The sequence below is a fragment of the Nitrospirota bacterium genome (genome assembly GCA_026387665.1).
Lineage (GTDB): Bacteria > Nitrospirota > Nitrospiria > Nitrospirales > Nitrospiraceae > Palsa-1315.
Map to the genome: position 1 here is coordinate 131,110 of JAPLLG010000008.1, position 25,090 is coordinate 156,199.

At 59.3% G+C, this 25,090-nt stretch carries 22 protein-coding genes; 19 read left to right on the plus strand and 3 right to left on the minus strand.

Annotated features, from left to right (window positions below; translation table 11 throughout):
* Nucleotides 1-3 precede the first annotated feature (3 nt).
* The 4 genes from NT179_08020 (at nt 4) to NT179_08035 (ending at nt 3,445) form a co-directional block, all read left to right on the plus strand.
* The gene (locus NT179_08020) at nt 4-918 is read left to right on the plus strand and encodes a PfkB family carbohydrate kinase (protein ID MCX5721957.1); all 915 of its coding nucleotides are present in this window, start codon (nt 4-6) and stop codon (nt 916-918) included.
* Nucleotides 918-1,601 carry a tetratricopeptide repeat protein gene (locus NT179_08025; protein ID MCX5721958.1) on the plus strand — a complete coding sequence of 228 codons (684 nt, stop codon included), beginning with the start codon at nt 918-920 and terminating at the stop codon, nt 1,599-1,601. Before NT179_08020 ends, NT179_08025 begins: the two co-directional genes overlap by 1 nt.
* Nucleotides 1,602-1,611: 10 nt before the next feature.
* Nucleotides 1,612-2,547 (plus strand): DUF4115 domain-containing protein, encoded by a 936-nt coding sequence (locus NT179_08030; GenBank protein ID MCX5721959.1) that lies wholly within the window; start codon nt 1,612-1,614, stop codon nt 2,545-2,547.
* Nucleotides 2,548-2,998: 451 nt separating this feature from the next.
* The gene (locus NT179_08035; GenBank protein MCX5721960.1) at nt 2,999-3,445 is read left to right on the plus strand and encodes a c-type cytochrome; all 447 of its coding nucleotides are present in this window, start codon (nt 2,999-3,001) and stop codon (nt 3,443-3,445) included.
* Nucleotides 3,446-3,652: 207 nt separating this feature from the next.
* Here the strand turns inward: NT179_08035 and NT179_08040 are convergent, their stop codons facing one another.
* On the minus strand, nt 3,653-5,401 hold the full coding sequence (locus NT179_08040) for a hypothetical protein (GenBank protein ID MCX5721961.1): 1,749 nt from the start codon (nt 5,399-5,401) through the stop codon (nt 3,653-3,655).
* A gap of 316 nt (nt 5,402-5,717) precedes the next feature.
* On the opposite strand from NT179_08040, the gene NT179_08045 reads away from it, so the two are divergent.
* Both NT179_08045 and NT179_08050 read left to right on the plus strand, forming a co-directional pair.
* Entirely contained in the window at nt 5,718-7,445 is a 1,728-nt protein-coding gene (locus NT179_08045; GenBank protein MCX5721962.1) for a carbamoyltransferase, read from the plus strand.
* A complete protein-coding gene (locus NT179_08050) occupies nt 7,442-8,959 on the plus strand; it encodes a hypothetical protein (GenBank protein MCX5721963.1) in 1,518 nt (505 codons plus the stop codon). The genes NT179_08045 and NT179_08050 overlap by 4 nt, the downstream gene beginning before the upstream one ends.
* A 20-nt stretch (nt 8,960-8,979) precedes the next feature.
* Here the strand turns inward: NT179_08050 and NT179_08055 are convergent, their stop codons facing one another.
* Complete coding sequence (locus NT179_08055) at nt 8,980-9,693, minus strand: glycosyltransferase family 2 protein (protein ID MCX5721964.1); 714 nt, start codon at nt 9,691-9,693, stop codon at nt 8,980-8,982.
* A gap of 230 nt (nt 9,694-9,923) precedes the next feature.
* On the opposite strand from NT179_08055, the gene NT179_08060 reads away from it, so the two are divergent.
* The 12 genes from NT179_08060 (at nt 9,924) to NT179_08115 (ending at nt 21,669) form a co-directional block, all read left to right on the plus strand.
* Nucleotides 9,924-10,703, plus strand: coding sequence for a hypothetical protein (locus tag NT179_08060; protein ID MCX5721965.1), 780 nt, complete (start codon nt 9,924-9,926; stop codon nt 10,701-10,703).
* 163 nt (nt 10,704-10,866) lie between these two features.
* A complete protein-coding gene (locus NT179_08065) occupies nt 10,867-12,378 on the plus strand; it encodes a Do family serine endopeptidase (protein ID MCX5721966.1) in 1,512 nt (503 codons plus the stop codon).
* A 69-nt stretch (nt 12,379-12,447) separates the two neighbouring features.
* A complete protein-coding gene (tatC, locus tag NT179_08070; protein MCX5721967.1) occupies nt 12,448-13,386 on the plus strand; it encodes a twin-arginine translocase subunit TatC in 939 nt (312 codons plus the stop codon).
* 45 nt (nt 13,387-13,431) lie between these two features.
* A complete protein-coding gene (locus tag NT179_08075; protein ID MCX5721968.1) occupies nt 13,432-14,385 on the plus strand; it encodes an Mrp/NBP35 family ATP-binding protein in 954 nt (317 codons plus the stop codon).
* A 13-nt stretch (nt 14,386-14,398) separates the two neighbouring features.
* Nucleotides 14,399-15,697, plus strand: a complete 1,299-nt coding sequence (locus NT179_08080) for a molybdopterin molybdotransferase MoeA (GenBank protein ID MCX5721969.1) — start codon at nt 14,399-14,401, stop codon at nt 15,695-15,697.
* Nucleotides 15,698-15,756: 59 nt separating this feature from the next.
* The gene (mobB, locus tag NT179_08085; GenBank protein MCX5721970.1) at nt 15,757-16,281 is read left to right on the plus strand and encodes a molybdopterin-guanine dinucleotide biosynthesis protein B; all 525 of its coding nucleotides are present in this window, start codon (nt 15,757-15,759) and stop codon (nt 16,279-16,281) included.
* Complete coding sequence (locus tag NT179_08090) at nt 16,265-16,975, plus strand: NapC/NirT family cytochrome c (protein MCX5721971.1); 711 nt, start codon at nt 16,265-16,267, stop codon at nt 16,973-16,975. Before mobB ends, NT179_08090 begins: the two co-directional genes overlap by 17 nt.
* Before the next feature lie 14 nt (nt 16,976-16,989).
* The gene (locus tag NT179_08095; GenBank protein MCX5721972.1) at nt 16,990-17,718 is read left to right on the plus strand and encodes an ABC transporter ATP-binding protein; all 729 of its coding nucleotides are present in this window, start codon (nt 16,990-16,992) and stop codon (nt 17,716-17,718) included.
* Between the two features lie 135 nt (nt 17,719-17,853).
* Nucleotides 17,854-18,645 (plus strand): ABC transporter permease, encoded by a 792-nt coding sequence (locus NT179_08100; protein ID MCX5721973.1) that lies wholly within the window; start codon nt 17,854-17,856, stop codon nt 18,643-18,645.
* 309 nt (nt 18,646-18,954) lie between these two features.
* Nucleotides 18,955-20,226: an ISNCY family transposase gene (locus tag NT179_08105; GenBank protein ID MCX5721974.1), complete on the plus strand. Its 1,272-nt coding sequence runs from the start codon at nt 18,955-18,957 to the stop codon at nt 20,224-20,226.
* 292 nt (nt 20,227-20,518) lie between these two features.
* Nucleotides 20,519-20,848, plus strand: a complete 330-nt coding sequence (locus NT179_08110; protein ID MCX5721975.1) for an RNA-binding protein — start codon at nt 20,519-20,521, stop codon at nt 20,846-20,848.
* Between the two features lie 146 nt (nt 20,849-20,994).
* Nucleotides 20,995-21,669 carry a 2OG-Fe(II) oxygenase gene (locus NT179_08115; GenBank protein MCX5721976.1) on the plus strand — a complete coding sequence of 225 codons (675 nt, stop codon included), beginning with the start codon at nt 20,995-20,997 and terminating at the stop codon, nt 21,667-21,669.
* A gap of 37 nt (nt 21,670-21,706) precedes the next feature.
* Here NT179_08115 and NT179_08120 read toward each other — a convergent pair whose 3' ends face one another.
* Nucleotides 21,707-23,155 carry an NFACT family protein gene (locus NT179_08120; protein ID MCX5721977.1) on the minus strand — a complete coding sequence of 483 codons (1,449 nt, stop codon included), beginning with the start codon at nt 23,153-23,155 and terminating at the stop codon, nt 21,707-21,709.
* A 367-nt stretch (nt 23,156-23,522) separates the two neighbouring features.
* Here NT179_08120 and NT179_08125 point away from each other — a divergent pair, with 367 nt between their 5' ends.
* A complete protein-coding gene (locus NT179_08125; protein MCX5721978.1) occupies nt 23,523-25,088 on the plus strand; it encodes an HEXXH motif-containing putative peptide modification protein in 1,566 nt (521 codons plus the stop codon).
* Nucleotides 25,089-25,090: the final 2 nt, after the last annotated feature.

Sequence of the window (25,090 nt, forward strand, 5' to 3'; positions counted from 1 at the left end):
GCCATGGGAAAGTTACTCGTCGTCGGATCGGTCGCGCTGGATACGGTGAAGACGCCCTTCGGAGAAGTCAGCGAAGTGCTGGGAGGTTCTGCGACCTACTTTTCGACTGCAGCCAGCTACTTCACCACCGTCGATCTGATCGCAGTGGTGGGGGAGGATTTTCCTCCGCAACACCTGGCCTTTCTCAAGAGCCGCGGGATCGACGTGACGGGGCTGGAGCGAAAGCCCGGGGCGACCTTTCGTTGGAAAGGGGAGTACACGCACCAGCTGAACGAAGCGCATACCCTCGATACGAAACTCAACGTGTTCGAAACCTTTCGGCCCAAGATCCCCGAGGCCTACCGGTCCCCGGATCTCTTGTTCCTGGGCAATATCGACCCGGAACTCCAGTTGGATGTTTTGCAGAAGCTTCCGCGTCCTCCCCTGGTCGCGTGCGATACAATGAACTTTTGGATCAATGGCAAGCGGGACGCCTTGTGGCGAGTGTTGGAGAAGGTCGATATCCTGATCGTGAACGACGGGGAGGCCCGTGCGCTCGGCGAAGATACAAATCTCGTGAAGGTCGCACAGAAAATACTCGCGCGCGGACCCAAGCACCTCATCATCAAGCGCGGGGAGTATGGGGTGCTGATGTTCAATGAGAAGCAGATGTTCGGAGCTCCGGCCTTTCCGCTTGAAGATGTGCGCGATCCCACCGGTGCGGGGGACACCTTCGCCGGCGGCTTTCTTGGCTACTTGACGGCCACGGGGAACCGTTCCCCTGAGGCGTTCAAACAGGCCATTATTTTCGGGAGCGTGATGGCCTCGTTTACCGTGGAAGCCTTTAGCCTTGACCGTTTGCGAATCCTAGATTACAAAGAAGTGCAAGAGCGGTTTCGAGCCTTTAAACAGTTGACCCATTTCGAGGATATTTCGTGATGCAAGCTGCCTCAGCCGATCCGGTTATTCGACTGCGGTGGTATTCGTTGTTGGCGGTGGCTCTGGTGGTCGGAGGTCTGTCCGGTTGTGCCTCGGAGGAGTCGATCCAGAAAGCAAAAGGCTATTATCAGGAGGGCGTCGCGAGCCTGGATTACGATCAGCAGAAGTCCTTCGTGTCGTTTCAGAAGGCCGCGAAACTCGATCCTGACAATAAGGAAGCCCGCTATGGGCTCGGTCATATTCTGACGCTCCAGGGTAAATTGCCCCAAGCGGAGGAAGAGTTCCGGGCTGCGATTGCGATCGATGGAACGTACTCGGAAGCGCACACGTATTTAGGCCAGGTTTTGGAGAAGCAGGGGCGGTGGCGGGAGGCGATCGCGTCGTTCCGTCAGGCGCTGGCCAATCCCTTGTATGTGACGCCGGACCTGGCCCGTTTCCATCTCGGCCGGTCGCTGGCGCATGAGGGGGACGATAAGGGAGCGATGGAGGCGTTCGAGGACGCCCTGGTGGTCAATCCGCCAAACGTTCCTCCGGCTTTGTTACACTTGGAGTTGGGGCGGACGTATCACAAGCTGGGGTTCGAGCAACGTGCGAGAGAAACGCTGACCAAGGTGATGACGCTTGATAAGGGCGGCGAGTATGCCGCTGCTGCAAAAGAACTGCTGACACGGCTGAAGCCGTAGAGAGACATCTATGGAATCGATCGGTGAGTTTTTCAGGCAGGTGCGAGAGACGAAGGGGCTGACCATCGACGAGGTCGCGGCCAAGACGCGCATTCGGACCGATTTCGTGAAGGCCTTGGAAGACGGGAACTTTGCTAAGTTGCCGGATCAGGTGTTTGCGCGGGGTTTTGTCCGGTCCTATGCCAGGTCTCTTGGCCTTGATGAGGACGATGCCATTCAGCGGTTCGTGCAGTCGGCCGGCGCCTATTACGACAAGCAAATTGAACGGGACCGTCTCAAGCTCAGGCAGGCGGAGGAAGAGCGGAAGCGGTTAGCTAATCGCAAGGCCGTCGCGGTGGCGATCGGCATCGCTATCCTTACGCTCATTTTCCTGTTAAGCCGGGAACAGTCCTCGCTGTTGGTTCGCCGTTCAAGTTCTGACCTTTCGGCCCCTGCTGCCAAGCGGACCACGCCGTTGGATCAACAGCCTCAGTCCGCGCCGCCAACTCCGCAGCCTGAGGTGGCCCCACCGGTTCCCAAGGCTCAGCCGAGCGAGCCTCCTGTTGCATCACCCAAGGTGAGCGTGGAGAGCAATGTGAAGCCAGCGCCAGGACCAACTCTCACGGTTTCGCCGGTGCCGCCGCCGATCGCTCCGGCCCCTTCGTCGTTGGGAAGCGATGGGCCGCTGGGAGGCATGTTGCTTGAAGGGACTGGAACCACAACGGACGGGCAGTTGGTTTTGGATCTTGAGGCAACAGAGCTGAGCTGGGTTGTCGTCCAAATCGATGGAGGAAGTCCTCAAGAGGCCCTGCTCAGGCCTGGAGAAAAGGGCCGATGGAAAGGCCAGGATCAGTTTGTCTTGACGCTCGGCAATGCCGGGGGCGTCAAAGGCGAGCTCAATGGCAAGCCGCAAAAGCCCTTCGGCCCGAGTGGGAAAGTCGCTCGCGATATCGTCATTAAGCGTTAACGGTTCTCTATCCACGTTTCGCCTGGGTACCAGCCTTCCTGGAATCCTCACCGAGCCAGGCTCTGGGGTCGACCGGCGGCTCCCGCGCCGCTGGTTTGTGGCGCAAGAGGAATGGCTGTGGCGCAATGGCGCCACTCCTTTGAGCCTGTCGCGATCTTTGGGAGAGTGCCTGTTCCTAACTAACTGAAATAACGTGTCCTGCTGTGCCGGGGTTCTGGCACGAGCTTTGAGTATTCTGCTATGTAACAGGACTGAAACAGGCGGAGTGGCAGCGCGTACGGGGTAGGGCATGACAGTCCTGGCGCACTGTAGGTAGTCCCCCGGATTGCTTGACATAAGTGGAGGGCCGTTGCTATATTCGCCGGCGTTTTGTCGTCTTGTCACGGATCATGCGAGCCAGCGGCCAAGGCCGAGTTCATGTGCGGTGGTTAAACACAAAGGAGGCAGTCTGATGGGTTATGTTGCGAAGTTTTTGGGAATCAGCGCAGCGCTGTTGATGTTGTCGGTTTCGGTGGTGGGAGCTGAAGAGCGTGAGCCGCTGAAGCCCCGCGTTCCGGCTGATCAGATGAGCGACGCGAAGGCCATGAAGAATCCGGTCGCCGTGACCCCGGAGAGCATTGCGAAGGGCAAGGCGCTGTTCGAGGGCAAGGGCACCTGCTTCAATTGTCATGGCAAGGAAGGGAATGGCCAGGGCCCGGCCGGTGCGATTTTGAATCCGAGCCCCCGCGATTTCACGAATTGCAAGTTCCACAAGAAGCGGAAAGATGGCGAGCTCTTCTGGGTGATCAAGAACGGCAGCGCGGGAACGGGGATGGTCTCCTTGATCCCGGCCGCGATCAACGAAGAAGAAGCCTGGACGATCATCAACTACGAGCGGAGCTTCTGCAAAGGCGAGTAGTTTCGTCGTAAGGTCAGTGTAAGAGAGGGTGGAGGATTCATTTCTCCACCCTCTCTTTTTATCTGCGGATCGTGGGCTGTGTTATCGAAGCGTCGTGATGTGAGGGACCGGCTTCATGGCTCGTATCGCCTGCTCGAGTACCATGCCGAGGGGAACGGTCTGGTGTGGCCTTCCGGGGGCGAGGAGTGCGACTGGCTGAGGCGGCGCTTAGTGCGCTTCGGCGCCTCGGATGGCGGCCGGTTTGGTCAATATCAAAGCAGCCGAAGGGTCGGTTGAGCGAAGGGCTGGAGCAATCAAGAGTCGTTGTTCCTGATTCATGTGAGCCTTGGAGGCCCAGAGCACTTTCTGGCTGAGATAGCCCACTGTTTCGCCGATGGTCACGTCACCGTCCCGGTTGGTGTCGGCTTCACCTCGCAGCGCCCGCAGCAGATAGTAGGTGAAGAGCCCATGCCGATGCTGGTCGTCTTCCAGGCCCCGCCCGATGCCGTTGATTCCGATGACATGGAGGGTTGAGCTTCCCGCGGGATTCCATTGGGGGAGGGCTGCCTTGGTTTTGCCATCCGGCCCCATACGAGACACAATTCCATCGAAGAGAAACAGCGTCTGTTTCGCTTTTAGGCGGGACAGCGCTGCCTCCAAATCCTTGAGCGGATATGCGCGTGAGGTGCTCGCGACTGTTCCATCGTAGGGGATCAGGAACGTTTCTCCTGTCGAAGATACTGAGGCCAGCCCGGCGAAATAGACAATGACGACCGCGTCCTTGTTCATGTGGGAGGGCAGCCAGTCCATCAGGGCTTCGTCAATATCCGGTCGTAACGCTTTCCAGTCTTGCAGCAGCCGGACATTGGAGGCTGGCAACCCGCCGATGGACTGAAAATAGCTCGAGACGATTTCTGCGTCTGAGGACGCGAACTTGCGGGAGGAGACTCGTTTATCCCGATAGGCGCTGATCCCGATGGAGATCAGGTAGGTGTGGGGCTGCCGAAATCCTGTTGCCATTGCGGGGATCTGATCCACGTCGTCAGACTTGATGCCGGTCGGTTGAACCGACAGGGCCAGGGTTTGAGGCTGTGGCTGCGCACCGGTTCCCGAAGTGGAGACGGCGACCTGGAGTTCGGCCTTCTGCTGTTGGACGGCCTGCGGCAACGTGGCCGTAAATTCGATCGAGCGGGACTGGCCTGGTTGGAGTCGTCCGGCCGTCAATGTAGCGGTCGGAAATTGGGCCAGCAACGATGCGGTTCCCGTCAGGCTCGCGGTGACGCCCTGCAGTTCCTGTTCCCCTCCGTTCACGAGGTCGATGCGCACCCTGATGCGTTCGCCTCCCTCGAAGACCAAATTGCCGTTCTCGTCCAGCACGGTGGCTTTGAACGAAAGAGCCGATGGCGCGCCTTTGGCCTGCTGGGTCGTTGTCGGTGAAGAGGGTTTCAGGGGCGAGGCTGCCACGGTTGCCGGCTTTGGGCTCCCTGGCGCAGCTAGCTGGGTCCGGACGGCCCGAATGAAATGCGTCGAGAGAGTGATCCCTGCGTCATGCACAAACTCTCCGATATTGCCGTAATCGCAGCGTCTTCCGGTCGGTTCAAGAATCAGTCGTTGGTTGTGCGTGAAGGCGATAGTCTGCTGGCCTAGCTCTTTTCCCGCAGCATCCTTAAACGTGACGAGTGTGTCGAGGGTGATGTCCGCCGGCACCCGGTCATAGACATTATCTGTCCAGAGTTTGAGGCTCGAGCGTTGAAGCGTGATCACGATCTCTGTGTCCGGCTGGACCGGCGCGGCAATGCCACCGGTGACGGTTACAGCGGTAAAGTTTTGAGCGGCCGCATCAATCATGATCGATTCGGCTTCTTCTCCCACATTGAGCTCGTGCGGGCTATTGCATCCATCGACGTACGGCATGGTGAGCTTGCTAAAGGCAGGGTCAAAGGTCAGTTTGACCGAGTTGGCCAGACGCGGACCCATATCCGGCAACGGAGTCCTGTGGAGTGCGGAGGCTACTTTCTCGCAGCCCCATAATCCGTTTGCAGCGATGAGCAGGCAGAAGGGAGCGGCCCATCGCAGGGTGCGTTGTTGAGGGGAGTGTGCCGGGAGTCGTGTGATGGCCATAGGCTGGAAAGTCTGTGTGTCGTGATGGGTTGGGTCGCTGACACTCAAGGCGCACCGTACCGAAATGTCAGGATGAATGCAACAGGGCGCAGTCATGCCTTGCGAGCTTGCGAGCCCTCAGTTATCCTGCGCTCCTGGCAGAGGCTATGCTGAGAGAAGGGGCTCGAGACCGATGTTGATACTGGGTCTGTCGAACATGCGGGATGCCGCGGCGGCGCTGGTCGAGAACGGCCGAGTCATTGCTGCGGCGGAAGAAGAACGGTTCGTTCGGGTGAAGCATGTCACGGCCCTGCCGGTGCAGGCGATTCGCTATTGTCTCCGCGAGGCAGGCCTGCGCCTCTGCGACGTCGATGCGGTCGCGGTACCCTGGAAGTACTGGCAGGTCGGCCGGCGGGGAGCCCTGGCTCTGGGGGCGATGCTACGGTCGCCGCAGCTCTGTTGGGTGAAGGGCAAGAGGAGCGCCGAGCGAATGGCTCAGGAATGGAAGGAGCTCGTCTTTCTCCAAAGCAATCTCACCAGGCAGATCGACGGAACCGCCTGCCCGAAACCAGTCTTTCTGGACCATCATCTCTGTCATGCAGCCAGCACGGTGCTGGTGTCGCCGTTCGACCAGGCGGCCGTGCTCATCGTGGACGGAGCGTCGGAAGCCCATACGACGATGTTAGCCAGGGCCGACGGTCAAGACATTCAGGTGCTGAAACGGATTTCCCTTCCCCATTCAGCCGGACAGTTTTACGCGGCTATCACCGCCTATCTGGGATTCAAGCCGGATCACGATGAATATATTGTGATGGGGTTGGCGGCTTATGGGGAGCCACGATTTGCAGCGGCTCTCCGTGAACAGGTCCTCCGGCTCCTCCCCGATGGTGGGTTCGAATTGAATACGCAGATCTTCGATTTTCACTTGGCCCGGCATCGGATTTTCTCTCCCGCCATCCTCAGACTGTTAGGCCAAAATCGGCAGCCGGATGAAGACGTGACGCAGCGGCATAAGGATGTGGCGGCCAGCGCACAGCTGGTTCTGGAGGAGACCCTGCTCCATCTCGCGCGTCATCTGCAGCAGTTGACCGGTCTCGATCGGCTCTGTCTTGCCGGAGGCGTGGCCTATAATTGTGTGGCCAACAGTCGTCTGTGGCGGGAGACTGGATTCCGCGAGGTCTATATCCCTTCGGCAGCGGGAGATTCAGGCGCGGCTCTGGGCGCGGCCCTCTGGCTGACCCACCGGCGCGGAGCCTTGACCGAACGGACGGTCCTGCGATCCGCTTCCTGGGGGCCTGAGTTTACCGAACAGGAATGTCTGTCAGCGCTTGAGAGGGCCGGCTTGTCCGCTTCGCGTCTTCCGGATGATGAACTTTGCGAGACGGTGGCTCGTGAACTGGCCAATGGCCGCCTGGTCTGTTGGTTCCAGGGCCGGATGGAATGGGGACCGCGAGGCCTGGGCAATCGCAGCCTATTGGCCGATCCGCGCCGCGAGGACATGAGGGAGCTGATCAATGCCAAGGTGAAGCTTCGGGAGCCCTTTCGTCCCTTTGCCCCTTCGGTCCTTGAAGAAAGGGCATCGGAGTATTTTGATCTTCCGTCACCCTCGCCCTTTATGTTGTTGACGGTTCCGGTTTTGCCTTCGGCGAAGGGGCTGATTCCGGCCGTGGTCCATGTGGATGGTTCGGCGCGGGTGCAAACAGTGGATAAGACCTCCAATCCTCGCTATCGTCTGTTGCTCGAAACCTTCGGTCGTCAGACCGGCGTGCCGGTGCTCCTGAATACCTCGTTCAATGTGAACGAGCCCATCGTCTGCACTCCGGACGAGGCGATCAACTGTTTCCTCCGCACGGAAGTCGAGTGGCTGGTGCTGGGAAATCTGCTGGTGCAGCAACCAGCCTCCGCGGGGCGTCGCGCATGAGGCACGAGGCGAAGGGGGAAAAATCATTTCCCGCCCTCGATGCCTTGCTCCTGCTGCTTATCCTGAATTTCACGCTCCAGCCCCTGACAGAACCGGACTTCGGCTGGCACCTGCGGACCGGGCTCGATCTTCTTCGACAGGGCGGGGTTTTGCCGGCCCTGGATCCCTATTCCCACACCATGCCCGATTGGCCCTGGGTTGAACATGCCTGGTTGACCGACCTGATTATTGGAACGTTCTATTCATTGTCCGGCGCCTTAGGGGTCATCCTCTTTTTTGCTGCGGTGACGGCAGGAGCCTGGCTGGTCGCGAGTCTTTCGGTTCACTGCAACAGGACCTACCGCCTCCTCGCCTGTGCTTTGTCCCTGTGGGTGGCTCTGCCGTTTCTGGGGGCGAGAACCCAGATGGTCACATTGCTAGGCCTTGCGGCTCTGCTGGTGATGCTCGAACGAAATAAGAATGAGCAAAGCCGTGTGCTCTGGCTGATTCCTCCGTTGTTTCTGCTCTGGGCCAACTTGCACGGAGGGTTTACTGCCGGGCTGTTTCTGCTGGGGCTCGTGGCCGCCAGTTCCGCGACGGTCAAAGTGGTTGTCGCTCGGGTGCCTGGGCTTGCCGCCCGTCTCGATGAAGCGATTCCCTCCTGGCCTACGATCTGGCAGCTGGTAGTGGCAGCGGGAATCGCATCGTTGGTCACGTTGGTGAATCCCTATGGCTGGCGATTGTATGGGGAGATCATTGATTCCCTGTCAAATCGATTCATGCTCGATAGTTTGCAGGAGTGGCAGCCTCTGTCGTTGAACTCGCTGGCTGGCCGGAGCTATGCGATCTACTTGGCAGGACTGGGGCTGGCGATGGCGGCTTGGTACCGGCGCATTGAACCGGTACGCTGGATGTTGTGGAGCGTGTTTCTGATTCTGTCGCTTCGTCACATGCGAAACATTCCGTTCTTTCTTTTGGTCACGCTTCCCCTCTGTGCCGAGTTGCTGGCGAGAGGATTGGGTCAACTGACAAGCTGGCTCAGGCTGGATGCTGTTCCTGCCAGGCAATGGTTGCTGGCAGGGACGCTCGCAGGAGGACTGTTCCTAGTCTGGCTGGGGCCGGACCATCTCCAGCGGGTCGTGCAATCAGGCTTGCAGCCTGCCGAGTACTTCAAGGGCACGGCCTATCCGATTGAGGCAGTCCAGTGGGTTCGATCGCATCGGGAGCTGGTAGGGACCCGCCTCTATAATGACTATACATACGGAGGATTTCTGCTCTGGTGGTTGCCGGAGGAGAAAATTTTTATCGATGGACGGATGCCGGCTTGGCGAAGCGGGTCTCGCAGGATTTTCCAGGACTATGTTGCCTTGAGTCTGACCGATCCGCCGAGCCTTTCGATCTTGAGCGCCTATTCGGTCGATTGGGCGATCGTGAAGAAAAAGAGCCTGCTGGATGAGGCGTTAGCTCGTGAAACGGCTTGGAGGCTGGAATACGAAGACGGAAAAGCTGCGATCTACGTGCGGCAGCTGGAGTGAGGTCGGGAAGCCGTGTCTTATTACAGAGCGGTATAGCAGCCCTTGGCGCTCTTTCGTTTGATCAGCCCCAATTCCCGTAACATGGCGAGCCCATCTCTGAGGGCATGGACCTTCGAGCCTGGTTGATCGGACCAGTTCACCGGGATTTCCGCGATGTGATAGCCCCGTTGCCGCGCGATGTAGAGCAGTTCGAGATCGAAGCCGTAGCCGTCGATGGAGGAGACTCCAAAGAGATCTTGCGCGACAGCCCGGCGGAACAGCTTGAAGCCGCATTGTGTGTCGGCGATTCCTCTGAGGCCGCTCCGTTGCACGATGGCATTGAACAGGTTGCCCAACATTGTTCGGTGTAAGCGGGCCTTGATGGCATAGTCCGGCAACCGGGAGGCGAGTGCGCGAGAGCCGATGGCCAGGTCTGCGCCTTCCGCTAGGGCCTGTTCGAGCCGGGCGAGTTCCTGGATCGGCGTGGCGCCATCTGCGTCGGCGAAGAGTTGCAGCCGTCCGACGGCTTCCTTCATTCCCCGCCGCACAGCAGCCCCTTTCCCTTGCCGTCGTGGGGTCCGGAGTAGTCGAATTTCCGGAGCTGAAGCGATTAGAGTTTTGACTGCGGAAACAGTGGCATCGGTGCTGCCATCGTCGACCACGAGGACTTCGTAGTGTTGGCCCCGGTCGCGCATGTAGGACGTGATAGTTCGAAGATAGGGCAGGATGCGAGCGGCCTCATTATGGGCCGGAATGACGATCGACCATTCGATGGGGCCTGAGGTTTGTTGGAGTGACAGGGGAACCAGCCTTGTTGCGGTGAACCGCGGCGGCGCCAGAGCAATACCGGATGACGCACGGTAGCCGAGCTATGGGACGATTGCAAGGGGAGCGTGCGCTGGACTTGACAGATCTGCAGGCGGGGAGCGAACGTATCGGAGTGGGGGATATGCCTGACCAGTCTGTCGTAGCCGGGAGGTGGAGGATGCGTCATTGGCTCAAACACATCAGTCTCGTGCTTAGTGTTCTGTTCGTCGTGTCCTGCGCCTCTGCCATTCCTCCTGCCAGGATCGGTGATTATGTTTCCTCTGAGCGCAGGGCTGGAGATGAGGCGTTGGCCGGGATCGATCAGCGGCCGCTCAAGGCAGGGCTGATCGTCTTGTCGGATATGGCAGCGCCAGGCGCTGCTCCGAATTTGCCAGAAGAGGCTCTTGTCCGCCTCGTTGAGAGCCTTCAACGGGATATTGGCCGGGCGATTCCCGTGACGATACAAGAGCTGATCCCAGCTGACCAGATCAGACCGAAGTCGCAGGGGGATTGGGCGCAGTTTGCAGAGCTGGGCCGGCAGCAGGGGCTGGATTATCTGGTCCTCCTGGTGGTCTCTAGCACAGAGCAGGAGTATCCTGTGACGCTCTTTTTGGGCTGGACCACCCATGCGGAGCCTGGATTCCGCCGGGACAACTGGTCGCTGCTGGAGTTTGCCCTGTTGGACGTGAAGCACAATCAAACTGTGATGCAGGCAGAGGGGCGGGGTTGGGCCACTTTGGATTACCCGAGCGCGCCAGGGATCGAGCAATGGTATCCGGTGGTGTATCTCCGCCCCCAGGATGAGCGGCGTATCTGGCCCCCGACCTATGCCGGCGCGCCGAATACCTTGCGGGTCGTGTCGTTTGACCAAGCGGCGAAGCGGTTGCTGCTGAAGCTTCAGAACTCCTGGCTCGGGGTGTTGGAATCAGAGGCGAAGGCCAGGAAAGCCGGTCCCTAGAGAGATTCGATCCTGTAGCGGTCATATTCCAGTCCCCTTCGGGCTCTGTCTGGTGAGGGTCCGGCGGGGACTATTAGTCTTTGAAGCCCTTGGAAGGGATAGTGTACAATGTGCCGTTCAGCGCATGGTCTCGCGTTGGTTAACCTTGTGGAGGAACGCTGTTATGGTTACGCGGAGTAAGGGGGGGAATGCCCTCGGTCTTGTCGCAGCTATCGGTCTAGTCATGGGCACCGTCGCGTTTACTGTCCTGCCGGGTGAGCCTGCAGCGTTCGCTGGGACTCCAGCCGGCCTGACACAAGGATTTTCAGAGATCGTCAAGAAGGTGACGCCGGCAGTTGTGAACATTGCGGTGACCGGGGGTGGAGAGGGTGGGGGCAAGGGCCGGAGAGCGCCGTTGCCGCCAGGGCCTTTCGGTGGACCTCCGGGTGAAGAGGCGCCAGGGGGCGAACTCCCGACTCCTCCGCCGATGCCTCCCGGAGGCCATGGCCGCCCCGATCAAAGCGCCGGATCCGGCGTTATCGTCGATTCGAACGGATTTATCGTGACGAACAACCATGTCGTCGAGGGGGCCACGCAGATTACCGTCACGCTGAGCGACCGACGCGAATTCAGCGCGAAAGTGGTGGGCACCGATCCAAAGACGGATTTGGCCGTGGTCAAAATCGAGGCGAAAGACCTCCCGGCTTTAAAGTGGGCTGATTATGAGAAGTTGCAAGTGGGCGATCTGGTATTGGCGGTCGGCAGTCCCTTCGGACTGAGCTCCACCGTGACCCTGGGCATCATCAGCGCCTTGGGCCGCGGCAACGTCGGCATCGCCGATTACGAAGATTTCATTCAGACCGACGCCGCAATCAATCCGGGCAACTCCGGCGGGGCCTTAGTCAACATGAGCGGTGAGCTCATGGGGATCAATACGGCCATCTTCTCGCGGACCGGCGGATCCGAAGGGATTGGATTTGCCATTCCCAGCAGCATTGCGGTGGATATCGTCGATAGTTTGCAGAAGACCGGCAAGGTTGTGCGAGGCTGGATGGGCGTCGCGATTCAAGAGATCACGCCGGCCTTGGCCAAGTCGTTTAAGCTGCCGGAGCAGCGTAAGGGTGTCTTGATCAGCGATGTGAACGAAAATGGCCCCTCCCACACCGCCGGAATCCGCCGCGGCGATGTGGTGATCGCGTTCAACGGGAAAGAAGTCCAGAACGTGAGCCAGTTGCGCAACCTGGTTGCCCGCACGATGGTCGGCAAGGATGCGCAGGTGAAGATTCTGCGCGACGGCAAGGAGCAGACCCTCGCCGTGAAGGTGGCGGAGCGGCCGACGGATGAAATGTTGGCGAAGAAGGAACCGTCGGCTCCCAAGGAACAGCCCGAAACGGCGAAGCTGCCGGATAATGTCTTGGCTTCTATCAGAGTGCAGGGGCTAGATGCAGCGACGATGAGCCAATTCAATATCCTGGCGAAGATGACCGGGGTGGTCGTGACGTCGGTCGAGAACGGCGGCGCGGCGGAAGCGGCGGGGCTGCAGCGTGGCGACGTGATTCAGGAAGTGAACCACGAAGTCGTGAAGACGCTCGATGACTACCAGAAGGCGTCTCGCAAACTGAAAAAAGACGAGTTGGCCGTTCTGCTGTTGAGTCGGCAGGGGAATAACCTGTTTGTAGCGGTCAATCCCAAGTAACCAGCATGACGAGAGCCGTGCCTGCCCTGAAACGGGCAGGCACGGCTCATCATCGGATGAACGGTTTGTATGTCCGACGGTTTGAACTCACTCAATCAGTGGCTGCAAGACACGATCTTTAAGCCGCTGGAAGACAAGAAGATGCCGGTGATGGAGCACCTCGTGGAGCTCCAGGTCCGGCTGACGCGCGCAGTCATCATCACCGCCCTGGTGTTCGTCGGCACGTTTTTCTATGCCGATACGCTGGTGCAGTGGCTCCGTATCCCTCTCCAGAACATGTTTGTGCCAGGCTCCCTCTCGTGGATGCCGACGGATCTGCCGACCGTGCCCTTCGTCTTTCTCGCGCCGGCTGAAGCCCTGTGGCAAAACGTTAAGGTGGCCGGGCTCTTTGCCCTTGTCGCTGCGACCCCCTACATTTTGTTGGAAGTCTGGCAGTTCGTCGTGCCGGGCCTCCATGCCCAGGAACGCCGCTTCGTGGCGCCCTTCGTCTTGCTGAGCGCGCTGGCTTTTTACGCGGGGGTGGGCTTTTCCTTTTTCTTCGTGCTGCCGTTCGCGCTGAATTTTCTGGTCTCCTATGGCGTCAACGCCGGCTTCATCCCCCAGATTTCCATTGCCCAGTATGTCGGATTTTCCCTCTGGTTCCTGATGGTCTTCGGGCTGATTTTCGAAGTGCCGCTCGCGATCACCCTCATGGCGAAGCTGGGGTGGGTCGATGCGCCCTTTCTCAAACGGTATCGGAAGTGGGCTCTGTTGGGCTCGTTCATCATTGCTGCCATCCTGACCCCCACGCCAGACCCCTTCAATCAATGTCTCATGGCCCTGCCGATGTATGTGTTCTATGAAGTCGGCATCGTGAGCGCGGGATTTTTCAACAAGAAGAAGCCCGCGACGGAAGAGTCGTCCCTGCCGGTTGTGGCCACTGCCGCGGCGGGAAACGGCAAGGCGGCGGGACTCCCCAACGTGGGAGAGGGCGATTATGTCGGTGTGCCGACAGGCCGTCGGCGATAACGGAAATATGCAGATCGGGCGCAACGTTTTACAGAAGGACGATACATGGCTCGCGAATTGAACGTCATTCAACCCCCTAGCTCCGGCGGCAGCGATGCCTGCATCTATATGTGGGCCTGCGCGATTTGCGACGAGAATGAAACCTGCCAGAAGGACAAGGAAGGGCACAGTCGCTGGCTCGTGGCCAAGCGAATGGAACGGATCGAATACAAAGTGCTCGTCATGAGCAACAAGGGCGGAGTCGGAAAGAGCACCTGCACGACCAACCTCGCCGTGAGTCTCGCGCTCAAGGGCTGGCATGTCGGCATCTGCGACATGGACATCCATGGGCCGAACATTCCGAAGATGGTGGGGGCTGAAGGGCAGAAGCTCAAGATCAGCAGCTCGGGCGGGATCATCCCCTTTCAGGCCTATAACCTCAAAATCGCCTCCATGTCTTTCCTGTTGCAGAACTCGGACGATCCGATTATCTGGCGCGATGCGTACAAGTATGAGTTCATCAACCAGCTCTTGGGCGGAGTCGAGTGGCAGGATTTGAATTTTTTGTTTGTGGACTTGCCGCCCGGAACGGGCAACGAGTCGGTCACGACCATCGACCTGCTCGGCAATGTCAGCGGCGCCGTGATCATTACGACGCCGCAGGAAGTGGCCTTGCTGGACTCCCGCAAGTCCGTGACCTTCTGCAAGGACAGCGAAGTGCCGATCATCGGGATCGTCGAGAATATGAGCGGGCTGGAATGTCCCCATTGTCATAACCACATCGACGTGTTCCGCAAGGGCGGCGGCGAAGCCGCGGCGCACGATATGGGCGTGCCGTTTCTCGGTCGCATCCCGCTCGATCCCGATGTCGTGATCCAGTCCGATGCAGGGGAGCCGTTTGCGATGTTCAATTCTGACTCGGCGACAGCCGCCTGTTATCACGACATTGCCAATAAGGTCGAAGCGTTCTGCAAGAAGAGCGGGTCGCTCGTGAAAATTGCGCCCCGGCAGGCGCACTGATGGAGGAGAGACCGTGAAGGCCACAGACGCGACAGAGGGGCTCACACAGCTACAGGAAGCGCAGCGGATCGTCTTGGAGTCCACGCCGACTCTGGGCCTGGAGAAGATTTCGATTCTCGATGCGCTCGGTCGTGTCCTGGGCGAGGACATCGTGGCGGAGCGGGATAATCCACCCTGGAACAACAGCGCGATGGACGGGTTTGCGGTGCGCTGGGAGGATATCAAACAGGAACAGACGATTCAGAAACCGGTGACGCTCACGGTGATCGAGGACGTGCCAGCCGGCAAGATGCCATCCAAAACCGTCGGCAAGGGGCAGGCGATTCGCATCATGACCGGGGCTCCGATCCCGAAGGGAGCGGACACGGTCTTGAAGGTCGAGGATACGGAGCATACGCCCGATTCCGTTCGCGTCTTCAAGGCGGAACAGCAAGGCGCCAACATTCGTCCGCAAGGAGAAGACGTCAAAAATGGCGACTGCATCATTGCCAAGGGGACCCAGATCCGGCCAGGCGAAGCAGGGATGCTGGCGATCCTGGCCAAGTCGTTCATCTTCGCCTATCAACGGCCCCGGGTGGCGATCTTGTCAACCGGCGACGAATTGGCGGATTTGGACGAGCGGTTCAGCGAGGAAAAAATCATCAACTCCAACAGCTATGGGATTGCGGCCGCGGTGCAGGAGGCGGGCGGCATTCCATTTTTATTGGGGATTGCGAGGGACACGCCTGCCGCGCTGAAGGAGAAGATTTCACATGGACTGACGGCGGACATTCTGGTCCTGTCCGGCGGCGTCTCGATGGGCGATTACGATTTCACGAAGACGGTGTTCCATGAGCTCGGCGCAGAAATGAACTTCTGGAAGCTGGCGATCAGGCCGGGGCAGCCGCTCGCGTTCGGCAAGATTCAGGGTAAGCTGGCCTTCGGCTTGCCGGGGAATCCTGTCTCCTCCATGGTGACGTTCGAGCAGCTGGTGCGGCCGGCGATGCTGAAAATGAGCGGCCATCGGCACTATGGCCGTCCGGTCGTGCAGGCGATCTTCGAGGAAAAGTTTTCCAAGAGGACGGATCGGCGCCACTTCCTGCGCGGGGTGCTCACGCAGGAAGCGGGAGTCTTTAAGGTGCGAACCACCGGCGCGCAGGGGTCCGGAATTTTGACCTCCATGGTGAAGGCCAATTGCTTGATCGATATTCCGGTCGAAGTCGAACGGGTCAATCCTGGCGACCTGGTCTCGGTTCAATTGTTGTGCGGCGAAGTGTGGGCGAACCACGCAGGCCCGGTCCAGGCTGGCGGGCATCATCTCTCCTGTTGCTGAAGCTTCGTCCAGTTCCGTGACGATGTTGCGGTGCGACGTGTAATGAAGGGCCCTGTTGTATGGCCGTACCTATTGTGTCGTTTGTCGGCCGGTCGAACAGCGGAAAGACTACGCTGATCGAGCGGGTGATTCCTGAACTGGTTCGCGCCGGCTATAAAGTGGCGACGGTGAAGCATACCGGGCATGGGTTCGATCTCGATACCGAAGGGAAGGACAGCTGGCGCCACAAGCGGGCCGGGGCCAGCAGCGTGATGGTGCTCTCCAAGGGCAGCATGGCGATGTTTGCCGATGTGTCCGACCAGATGAGCGTCGAAGCCATACGGGACCGGTTTCTCGACCAGAGCTATGACTTGATCATTGCCGAAGGGTGGAAGCACGAAAGCTATCCGAAGATCGTCATCATCCGTGAGGCGGTCGGCGAAATTCCCGTGTCTCATGAAGGATTGCTGGCGGTGGTATCGGATAAGCAGGTTGATTTGTCCGTGCCCTTGTTCGGGTTGGACGATGTCGCAGGCGTGGCGGCTTTGATCATGAAGCAATTCCCCAAATCCCGTTCTCATTCGGAGCATGAACTGGAAGCCTAAAGCGACCATCCTGTTGGCCCTTACCCTCGGCGCCATCGCGCTTGGCGCGATAGCCATTCCTATTACGAACCATCCGACCTTCTGTGCCAGTTGCCATACCATTGCGCCCTCCCATGAGAGTTGGACGAAATCCTCGCATCGAGACGTGACCTGTGTGGCCTGCCATGTGAGGCCAGGCCTTGAAGGCTGGCTCCACGATAAGGCCTGGGCCGGGACGAAGGATGTGGCCATCTACCTGTTCGGCAGCCCGACCGATCCGCACAATCTCCAGGCGAAGGTCGATTCCGTCGTCTGCCTGGGCTGTCATCGAGACATTCTGCGGGTCTCCGAAGTGGCCCCGCGCGATCTGCCTCCGCCGGTCAAAGAGGTCGGGTTGATCATGAGCCATCGCAAACATATCGAGGCCTTTGCGAAGCGAAGCCAGGGGGAGGGCTGCACAACCTGCCATTCGTCGGTCGTGCATGAACAGCCGATCAAGGGCTATCCAATCGTGATCCCGCGCGGGCATGTATCGGCCGACGAGAAACCCTGGTACCCGGACCATCCGGAAGGTTCGTACTTGCGGACCAGAGCCCTCAAGGACTGTTTCCGCTGCCACGACGGGAAGACGGAATATGAGGGGAAGATCGTGAGCCGGAAATGTGAAACCTGCCATCTCCCAGAAAAGATCGGCAACGCGTTACTGTTCAACTAAGTCGCCGATTCGTTATGACCACACCTGTGCTGCACGTCCAACATCTCGTGAAACAGTTCGGCGATTTCGTCGCCGTCAACGACATTTCCTTCGACCTCAGGCCGGGAGAGATCCTCGGGTTGCTGGGTCCGAACGGGGCGGGGAAAACCACGACCATTCAGATGTTGCTCGGGGTGGTAAAGCTGACCTCCGGCTCCATTCAGATGTTCGGACGAGATTTGGAGACGGATCGTGAGGCCATTCTCCAGCAAGTAAACTTTTCTTCGACCTATGTCTCCATGCCGCAAGCGCTGACGGTGGAGGAGAACCTCTGGGTGATGGCGAGGCTCTATGGGCTGCCTCAGATCCAGTCGCGAATCGATTCCATCGTGAAGCGGCTGGAGATGGAGGAGTTTCGCCATAAAGTCACGCGCAAACTGTCCTCCGGTCAAAGTACCAGGCTCGGGCTGGCCAAGGCCTTTCTGACCGAACCGAAGATTCTGTTCCTCGATGAGCCGACCGCGAGTCTCGATCCCGATATCGCGCAAAAGATCCGGAGTTTTCTCAAGGAAGAGCGGCGTTCGTCCGGCCTGAGCGTGCTCTACTCGTCGCACAATATGCATGAGATGGAAGAAATGACGGACCGGATCATCTTTCTCCAGCGGGGCAAGATCGTGGCGGAGGGGACGGCGCAGGAGATTGTGGCGCGGTTCGGGCAGGCGGATCTGGAAGAAGTGTTTGTGAAGTTGGCGCGGGAGAAGTAGGAGGCGCTGGGGAGGGTCTCTGTGCTCGCGCAACGCGCGGCCTCAGAAGGCCCTCGTTGGACGCGCGCAGGGGCGACCCTCCCCAGTGCCTCCTTGATTGCCTGTCCGACCGAGTAGAGGGAAGAGAAGAGGAAGATGAAACTCCATCGAGTCTATGCGCTGGTGGCGCGGCATTTGTACCTGTACCGGCGCAGTTTGCCGCGCATGATGGAGATTTTCTATTGGCCCTTTCTGGACCTGGTCATCTGGGGGTTCATTACGGTTTATCTCATGAAGTTCCAGGGGCAGATCCCAGGGGCGGTTACGTTCTTTCTGGGGGCCTTAATTTTATGGGATGTGCTGTTCCGCGCGCAGCAGGGAGTGACGATTTCGTTTCTGGAGGAGCTCTGGGCGCGCAATCTGATGAATTTGTTTGCCAGTCCGCTCAAGCCGAGCGAGTTCCTGGCCGCGACGATGGTGATGAGCGTTTTAAAAGTGATGGCGGTTTCTGTGGTGATGGTCGTCTGCGCGGGGCTCTTCTATTCGTACAATATCTTCGTGATCGGGCTCTGGCTGATTCCGTTCGTTGTGAATCTCGTGATGACGGGCTGGATCATCGGGGTGTTGACCACGGCCCTCATTATGCGGTTTGGCCAGGAAGCGGAAGTGCTGGCCTGGAGCATGGTGTTTTTATTTCAGCCCATCTCCTGTGTGTTCTATCCGATCGAGGTGCTCCCAGGCTGGCTGCAGGCCATTGCCTGGATGAATCCTGCCGCCCATGTCTTTGAAGGGATGCGCGCTGTGCTCAACGCGACGGTCTCGCCGGTCGCGCATCTTGCCTGGGCCACCGGCTTGAACGTGGTCTGTCTCAGCCTGGTCGTCGCCCTGTTCCATTGGATGTTCGAGTTCTGCCGGGAACGGGGCTTGCTGGTCCGCATCGGGGAGTGATTCTGCCAGGTTTAACAGGATGCTCAAAAAGTTCGTCCAGCAAGGCCGCAGCGAGTGAAGGGCCGAGGAGGTACAAACCGCACTTTGTGCGATCCGTTCGCTATTTTATGGGTCTTGGCGAACGGAAAATCTCCTTCAGTGTTTCCGATCTCCGACGGCGTTGAGGGTCTGAACGATGCGAGAACGAAGCTGGCGGACTTTTTCAGCATCCTGCTCGTGGCGGATGTAATCCCAACATGAGAATGTCCGCTTTCACCAAAGTAGAAATGTCCTCTTGTGTAGACTGGCGGCCCTCAGAGGGAGGGCAGCATGGTTGGAGAGGACACGGTGCAGATGCGCGTGACAGAGTTGAAGCGGGTGCATGTCATTCGGCAAGTGATGGCCAAGGCATTACGGCAGCGGGAGGCGGGCGAGATCTTGGGGCTGACGACGCGGCAGGTCCGGCGGCTGGTCCAGCGGGTCCGAGCGGAGGGGGACATGGGCCTCGTGCATCGAAGCCGAGGCACGCCCTCACACCGACAATACCGGCCCGCCCTGAAAGTCCGGGCCCTTCGGCTGTACGCGACGCACTACGGCGATTTTGGCCCCACCCTCGCGGCGGAGAAGCTGGCCGAGCGACACGGCCTCCCCCTCAGCGCCGAAACGTTACGCGGCTGGCTCCGGGCCGCCGGGGTCACACACTTCCAGCGGCGGAAGCAACCGCATCGGGCGTGGCGGGCCCGGAAAACGCACCGGGGCGAACTGGTACAGGTGGACGGCTCGCATCATGACTGGTTCGAGGGACGGGGACCCCGGTGTGTGCTGATGGCCTACATCGACGATGCGAGCAGTCAGGTCTTTGCCCGGTTCTACGCCTATGAAGGCACGATCCCCGCACTGGATAGCTTCCGTCGCTACGTCACGCACTATGGCCTGCCGCTCGCGCTCTACACGGACCAGCATACGACCTACAAGTCGCCGGCCGCGCCGACCGTCGAGGAGCAATTAGCTGATCGCCCGCCGCACAGTCAGTTTGAGCGAGCGCTCGCCGAGTTGGGGGTGACAGTGATGCATGCCCACTCCCCGCAGGCCAAGGGCCGCGTCGAGCGGCTGTTCAAGACCCTGCAGGATCGCCTGGTCAAAGACCTACGCCTGGCGGGCCTGGCCACGCTTGAGGCGGCCAATCAGTTTCTGGAGACCTGGCTCCCGCGCTACAACCAGCAGTTTGCGGTCTCGCCCGCGCAGCCCGCCGATCTCCATCGGCCCCGTCCGACGTGCCGCGCCCTGGACCGGAGCCTGTGCCTCAAGACTCTGCGTGTCCTGCGCCGCGATTGGACCGTGGCCCATCACGGGCAGCTCTATCAGATCCGCGACCATATTCGGGCGACCCAGGTGCAGGTGGAAGAACGGCTCGATGGGACGATGCGGATGACCCACCATGGCCGGCCGCTCACGTATCAAGCCATTGCCGCGCGGCCCTGCAAGACGGCGGAGCCGGAGACACGCAAGCTGCCGCGGCCGCCCGTCAAGCCTCGAGCCACTCATCCATGGAATGGCTACGGGACAATCGCCAGCAAGCGACCGGCCGCCGCGCAACCTTAAACCGGACATTTCTACTTGGGGAGAAAGCGGACATTTCTAAATTGGGTTGACATCCTGCTCGTGGCGGATTGCCATTTTCAAGAAGGCTATGCTAGCCTATGCTTACCTTCTCGCAGGGGCCTGGCGGTAAGGTGGCGCGAAATAAACAGGCCTGCAGCATCGATGTTGCCTTGCCCGAGAATCTCGTCGGAAGTCAGACCTAAGTCGCCACGTCCTTTGCGTCTTTGGCCCGCTCCTTCCCCCGTCCCTCGAGCCCAAGACAATGTCATCATACTCAAAGGAGGAACCCCAGATGGGTTCAAAGATCTATGTTGGTGGGTTGCCCTATTCGGCGACCGAGCAGGAGTTGAGTGATCTGTTCGGGCGACATGGTGCCGTCGCTTCAGCGCGGATCATTACGGATAAGTTCACGGGACAGTCACGCGGCTTCGGCTTCGTTGAGATGTCTTCGGATGCAGAAGCACAGGCGGCGGTTGCCGCTCTCAACGGCGCAGAGATGGGTGGCCGGACCTTGACTGTCAATGAAGCGCGGCCCCAGGAGCCTCGTACTGGCGGCGGCGGTGGATTTGGTGGCGGCGGTGGCCGTGGCGGCGCGGGTGGCGGCAAGCGCGATCGTTACTAGTTGTTACGCGAGAAAGTGAAGGGGGCTGTTATCGTCATGATAGCAGCCCCCTTTTTGCGGCCAGTTTGGTCGATCAATTGAGTGGCGGGATGTGATGAGGTGGCGAGTGCGAAACCTATCCGACCCCATTTGTCAGGAGGCGTTTGGTGAGCACTCGAATGGAATCGATGTCCGGCCCGGTCCCGTTGGCCGATCTTTCGTCATTTTCTTTTCATGAGCATTCCGTGCTGGTCGTCGAAAATTTCTGGTCGCAGGAAGAGCGGCAGTTCTTCCGCGAGGGGATGCAGCAGGCGGCTTGGAAGAGTCTGGCCGATCTGCCGAAGGTTCGGGAGGATTTCCCGAATGCCGGAAACTGGGCCAAGGCTGAAATCGATCGGGCTCAAGGGCAGCGATTGATGTCGCGGTTGCAGTTGCCCTGTATTCAATCCTACATGGAGTCTTTCCCTCATATCGTCGGCCGCCATGTCGGGTTCAGCTACTACTCCTACGCGTCGGGCGATTGTCTCTTGACCCATAACGATACGGACCAGGGTTATGCGATGGAGGGCACAACGGCGCCGCGCCGCCGTCTCGCGATGGTGAGCTACTTTCATGACGAATGGCGGTCAGATTGGGGCGGAGAGTTGATCATCTATCGCAAGCGGAAGGCTCATGCCACCGATCAGCCCGACCTTGAGGTGACCCATTGTATCGAGCCCAGGCCTGGCTCGCTCGTGATGTTCACGGTGCCCCGTTTCCATCGGGTCTGTCGGGTGGATCAAGTCGCAGGTGAGCATCGGCGACTCTCAGTCGCCGGCTGGTTCATGACCCAACATCAGTAGGCTGCTCCAGCAAAAGATGAAGGGGGTGGTGACTGGCTTACTGCGCGTCTGATCGCTCTTTCAAGCCTGCAAGCCGTATCTTGTCGAGCGAGACAAACAGGGACTTCTCTTGAGTGACCGTCACGGCGCCAGGCGCCTGCCCCTTCGCTTTCTTGACCCACTTGCGGCGGGTATAGATGACGTCGCCCTTTCCGCTTTTCTTGAGGTCGCTGTAGAGCAGGGCTAACGTCGCCGCATCGCGGAGGGTTTCCGGGGGTATCTCCGCTCCTTTTTCGAGACGCACCACCACATGGGAGCCTGGCGTGCCACGGGCATGGAGCCAGAGGTCGTCGCTCTTGGCCAAGCCAAACGTCAGCTCGTCGTTCTCTCGTGCATTTTTTCCGACATAAATCGTCAGCCCGTCTGACGAGGTGAAGCGGCGGAATGGACCCTGCCGCTGTTCCTGCTTGCCCTTTCCCTTTTCTGTCCGCGCGAGGATTCTGGCTCGCAGGACCGGATGCGTGCGATCCGGAGGCTGCCAGGTTTCCTGCTCAATAGAGGTCAACTCTTGCTGCAGCGTAGCCAACTCATTTTCTCCCTCTGCGATGCGAGGCCGTAGCTCCCGCTCTGCCGCCAGGTGCTTCCGGTGTTTCTTGAAGTAGTCGTCCATATTGCCCTGGGGAGTTTTGGTCTGGTCGAGGGGGATCGTCAGGCTGGGCAGCTCCTCATTGAAATAATCCACCAGGGTGACATCGGTTTGACCCCTGCGGATGGCTCCGAGGTTTGCCTTGATGAGCTCGCCGTAGCGGGCATAGGTTTTGTATTTTTCTGCCTTCGCGAGGTCTTCGTGCCAGGCCTCGATGCGGCGGCGGAGCTTCTTGATGGATTTTCTGAGTATCCCGGCCCTGGCGTTCTGTGCGGTCTGAACGACCGACGTGGCTTCGGCCTTGTGGTAATGGGCCTCGATGGCAGCGGAGAGGGGGAATAGCGATTCCTGGCTATCCTGGCTGAATCGAGACAGGGCTGCGGCAGGCTTGTCCCGGTGAGGGAGGGCTGGCGCAACATAGAGCTGTCCCACCAGGTCTTTGGTCCCATTTAGGTCTCGCCGGATCAGGCCTGTCTCATCGAGCACAAGGAAATTCGAGGTTTTTCCTGTCAGCTCTGCGACCAACGTACAGGGACCTTCCTTCGTGCTCAGGGCAAGGTGGACGATCCGGTCCCCGTGAACCTGTTCGATCTTGTCGATTCTCGCTCCTTGCAGATGGGCGCGGAGAAATTGGCAGAAGGGCGGCGGCGTCGGTGGATTCTGAAGGGCTTCCGTGGTGAAGTGGAGGCGGGCGCTGTCCGGGTGGCAGGAGAGGAGGAGCCGGTGCGTCCGTCCTGGCGTGCGGACTTCCAGCAGAATGGTGCAATCCGTCGGCTGCTGGATCTTTTGAATCCAGCCTTCGGCCAAGGCCGGGGCCAGTTCAGCCACCACCTCTCCAATTTCTGCTGCGGTTAGTGCCACGATGCGTCTCCGGTCGGCTGCTCTATCAGGATGCTGAAAAAGGCCGCCAGCGGCGTTCTCGCTTCACGAAGAAGCTCAACGTACCACAAGGGTACGCCTCGCCTCTTCGCTCGCTGCGGCCTTGCTGGACGGTCTTTTTGAGCATCCTGAGGGCGATTGAGGCCTCCATGTCATAGAGAGCATGTCACCCGTATTTTTCGTGTTCGCCGAATTTTTCCGCAGCCTGCTATTGAGGCGAATCCCTGCACTGTACGATTCACCGATAAAACACGCAAGCCATCGCGCCATACCTGGCTCTGATCTATTCTTGCAGCGGGCTCTCTCCTCCGGTACAGTCTGACTCCTTCACCCTGGAGCCTGTGTGTCCATGCCGTTACTCGATGTGTCCCTGCTCGTTCGCCTGCAAGGAGAATTTCGCCTGTCGATGAAGCGGCTCCTGGGCGATCTCTGTCTGGATCTGGAAAACCAATATGCCGACGTTGCGACGTCCTTGGCCTTGCCGGTGGCCTACTTCCGGTATCTCGGGCGGTCGCTCGAACGGGATGCCTATGCCCACTGGAAAGTGGTCGGCTGGATCGAAGCGTTGAACGACCTGGTTTATTTCATCGATTTATTACAGCAGATTCGAGAGGAGCAGGATACGCGCGAGTTCGCGGCTCAGTTATTTGCCGAATGTCAGGAGAAATTTTTCGAGAACAGTTATCTGGAGGATCTGTTTCCGCGAGGGGTTGCCCAGTCCTCGGGACTCGAACGGAGGCTGAGTCAACTGTGCAAGAGGCTGACGCAGGAGCTGACGCAGGAGTCGCTCTGTCTCGTGCCGGGCCTTCCGATGCTCTGGTGCGAGGCTCACAAGATTGCCTCCTGGAACGTCGCAGTCCAGTTCGGAGGCAATGTCGAGAGGGCAGAGCTGTTGGGCGCAATGGCCATAGGGCTGGATGGCGGAAGTTACGAGGCGCCCCCCGCGGTAAAACGAGCCCTCAAACAATCCTCCAGCCTGGCGACTCTTCTCATTCGTCCGCATGAGTTGTCCGTGAAGATCGGACGAACCGTGACGCCTCTCTGCACCATGAGAGGCCACCGGTTGGATTGGAGCTGGACGCACCGGCCGCCGGTCGTGGCCATCGAGACGCAGGCAGGAGCCATCACAGTCGGGCCAACGCTCGTCTATGGGAAGGACCGCCAGCCCAAGACCGTGGCCGCCACGTCAGCTGGGCAAGTGAAGCGAATCAATCGAGCTTGGACCATCATTCAAGAGGCCTGGCCGGAAGGGCATGAGGTGCTCGCGCTTTTGACCTCGCGGATCGTGCCGCTCAAGGCCAAGGGCGTGGTGAGCTTCAGCTATCGCCACAGGCCTGGCTTGTCGTTTATCAACTGTTTCGACCGGGACAACCTCGACCTGGTTGACGACTTGATCCATGAGAACAGCCATCACCACCTGAATCTGTTGTTGCGCAAGTACGTCATGTATCAGGGGGATCGCAACCAGCAAGTCTTTTATTCCCCCTGGCGCCGCAGCCTCCGTCCGTTCAGAGGCATTCTCCACGCGGCCTTCACCTTTACGATGGGGGCGATGCTCTTCGAGCGGCTCTCAATCTGGGCCTCGGGGGTGGGTGGATCGACCAGGTGGAAGAGGGCAGGCCTCACTGAGAAAGATCTGCAGCGAGCCAGGTTTCGTTGTCTCGAAGAAGTGGAATCGGTTCGCTACTCGATCCATGATTTGGAATATGCCAGCTGGCATCTCAAGTGGCTCACAGGCTCAGGTAAGCAGCTGGTCGAACAGTTGGCCCAAACCATCGAGCAGGTCGAACAGAACATCGAGCCCCACAGAAAAGCCGTCCTCGCCTCCAAGTTCGGCCCAGCCCTCCGCAAACATGTGAAGGAGCTCCAGCAAGCCAGGGAAATCTACGGGCCAATGCGACTGAGCAAGGCATAGCC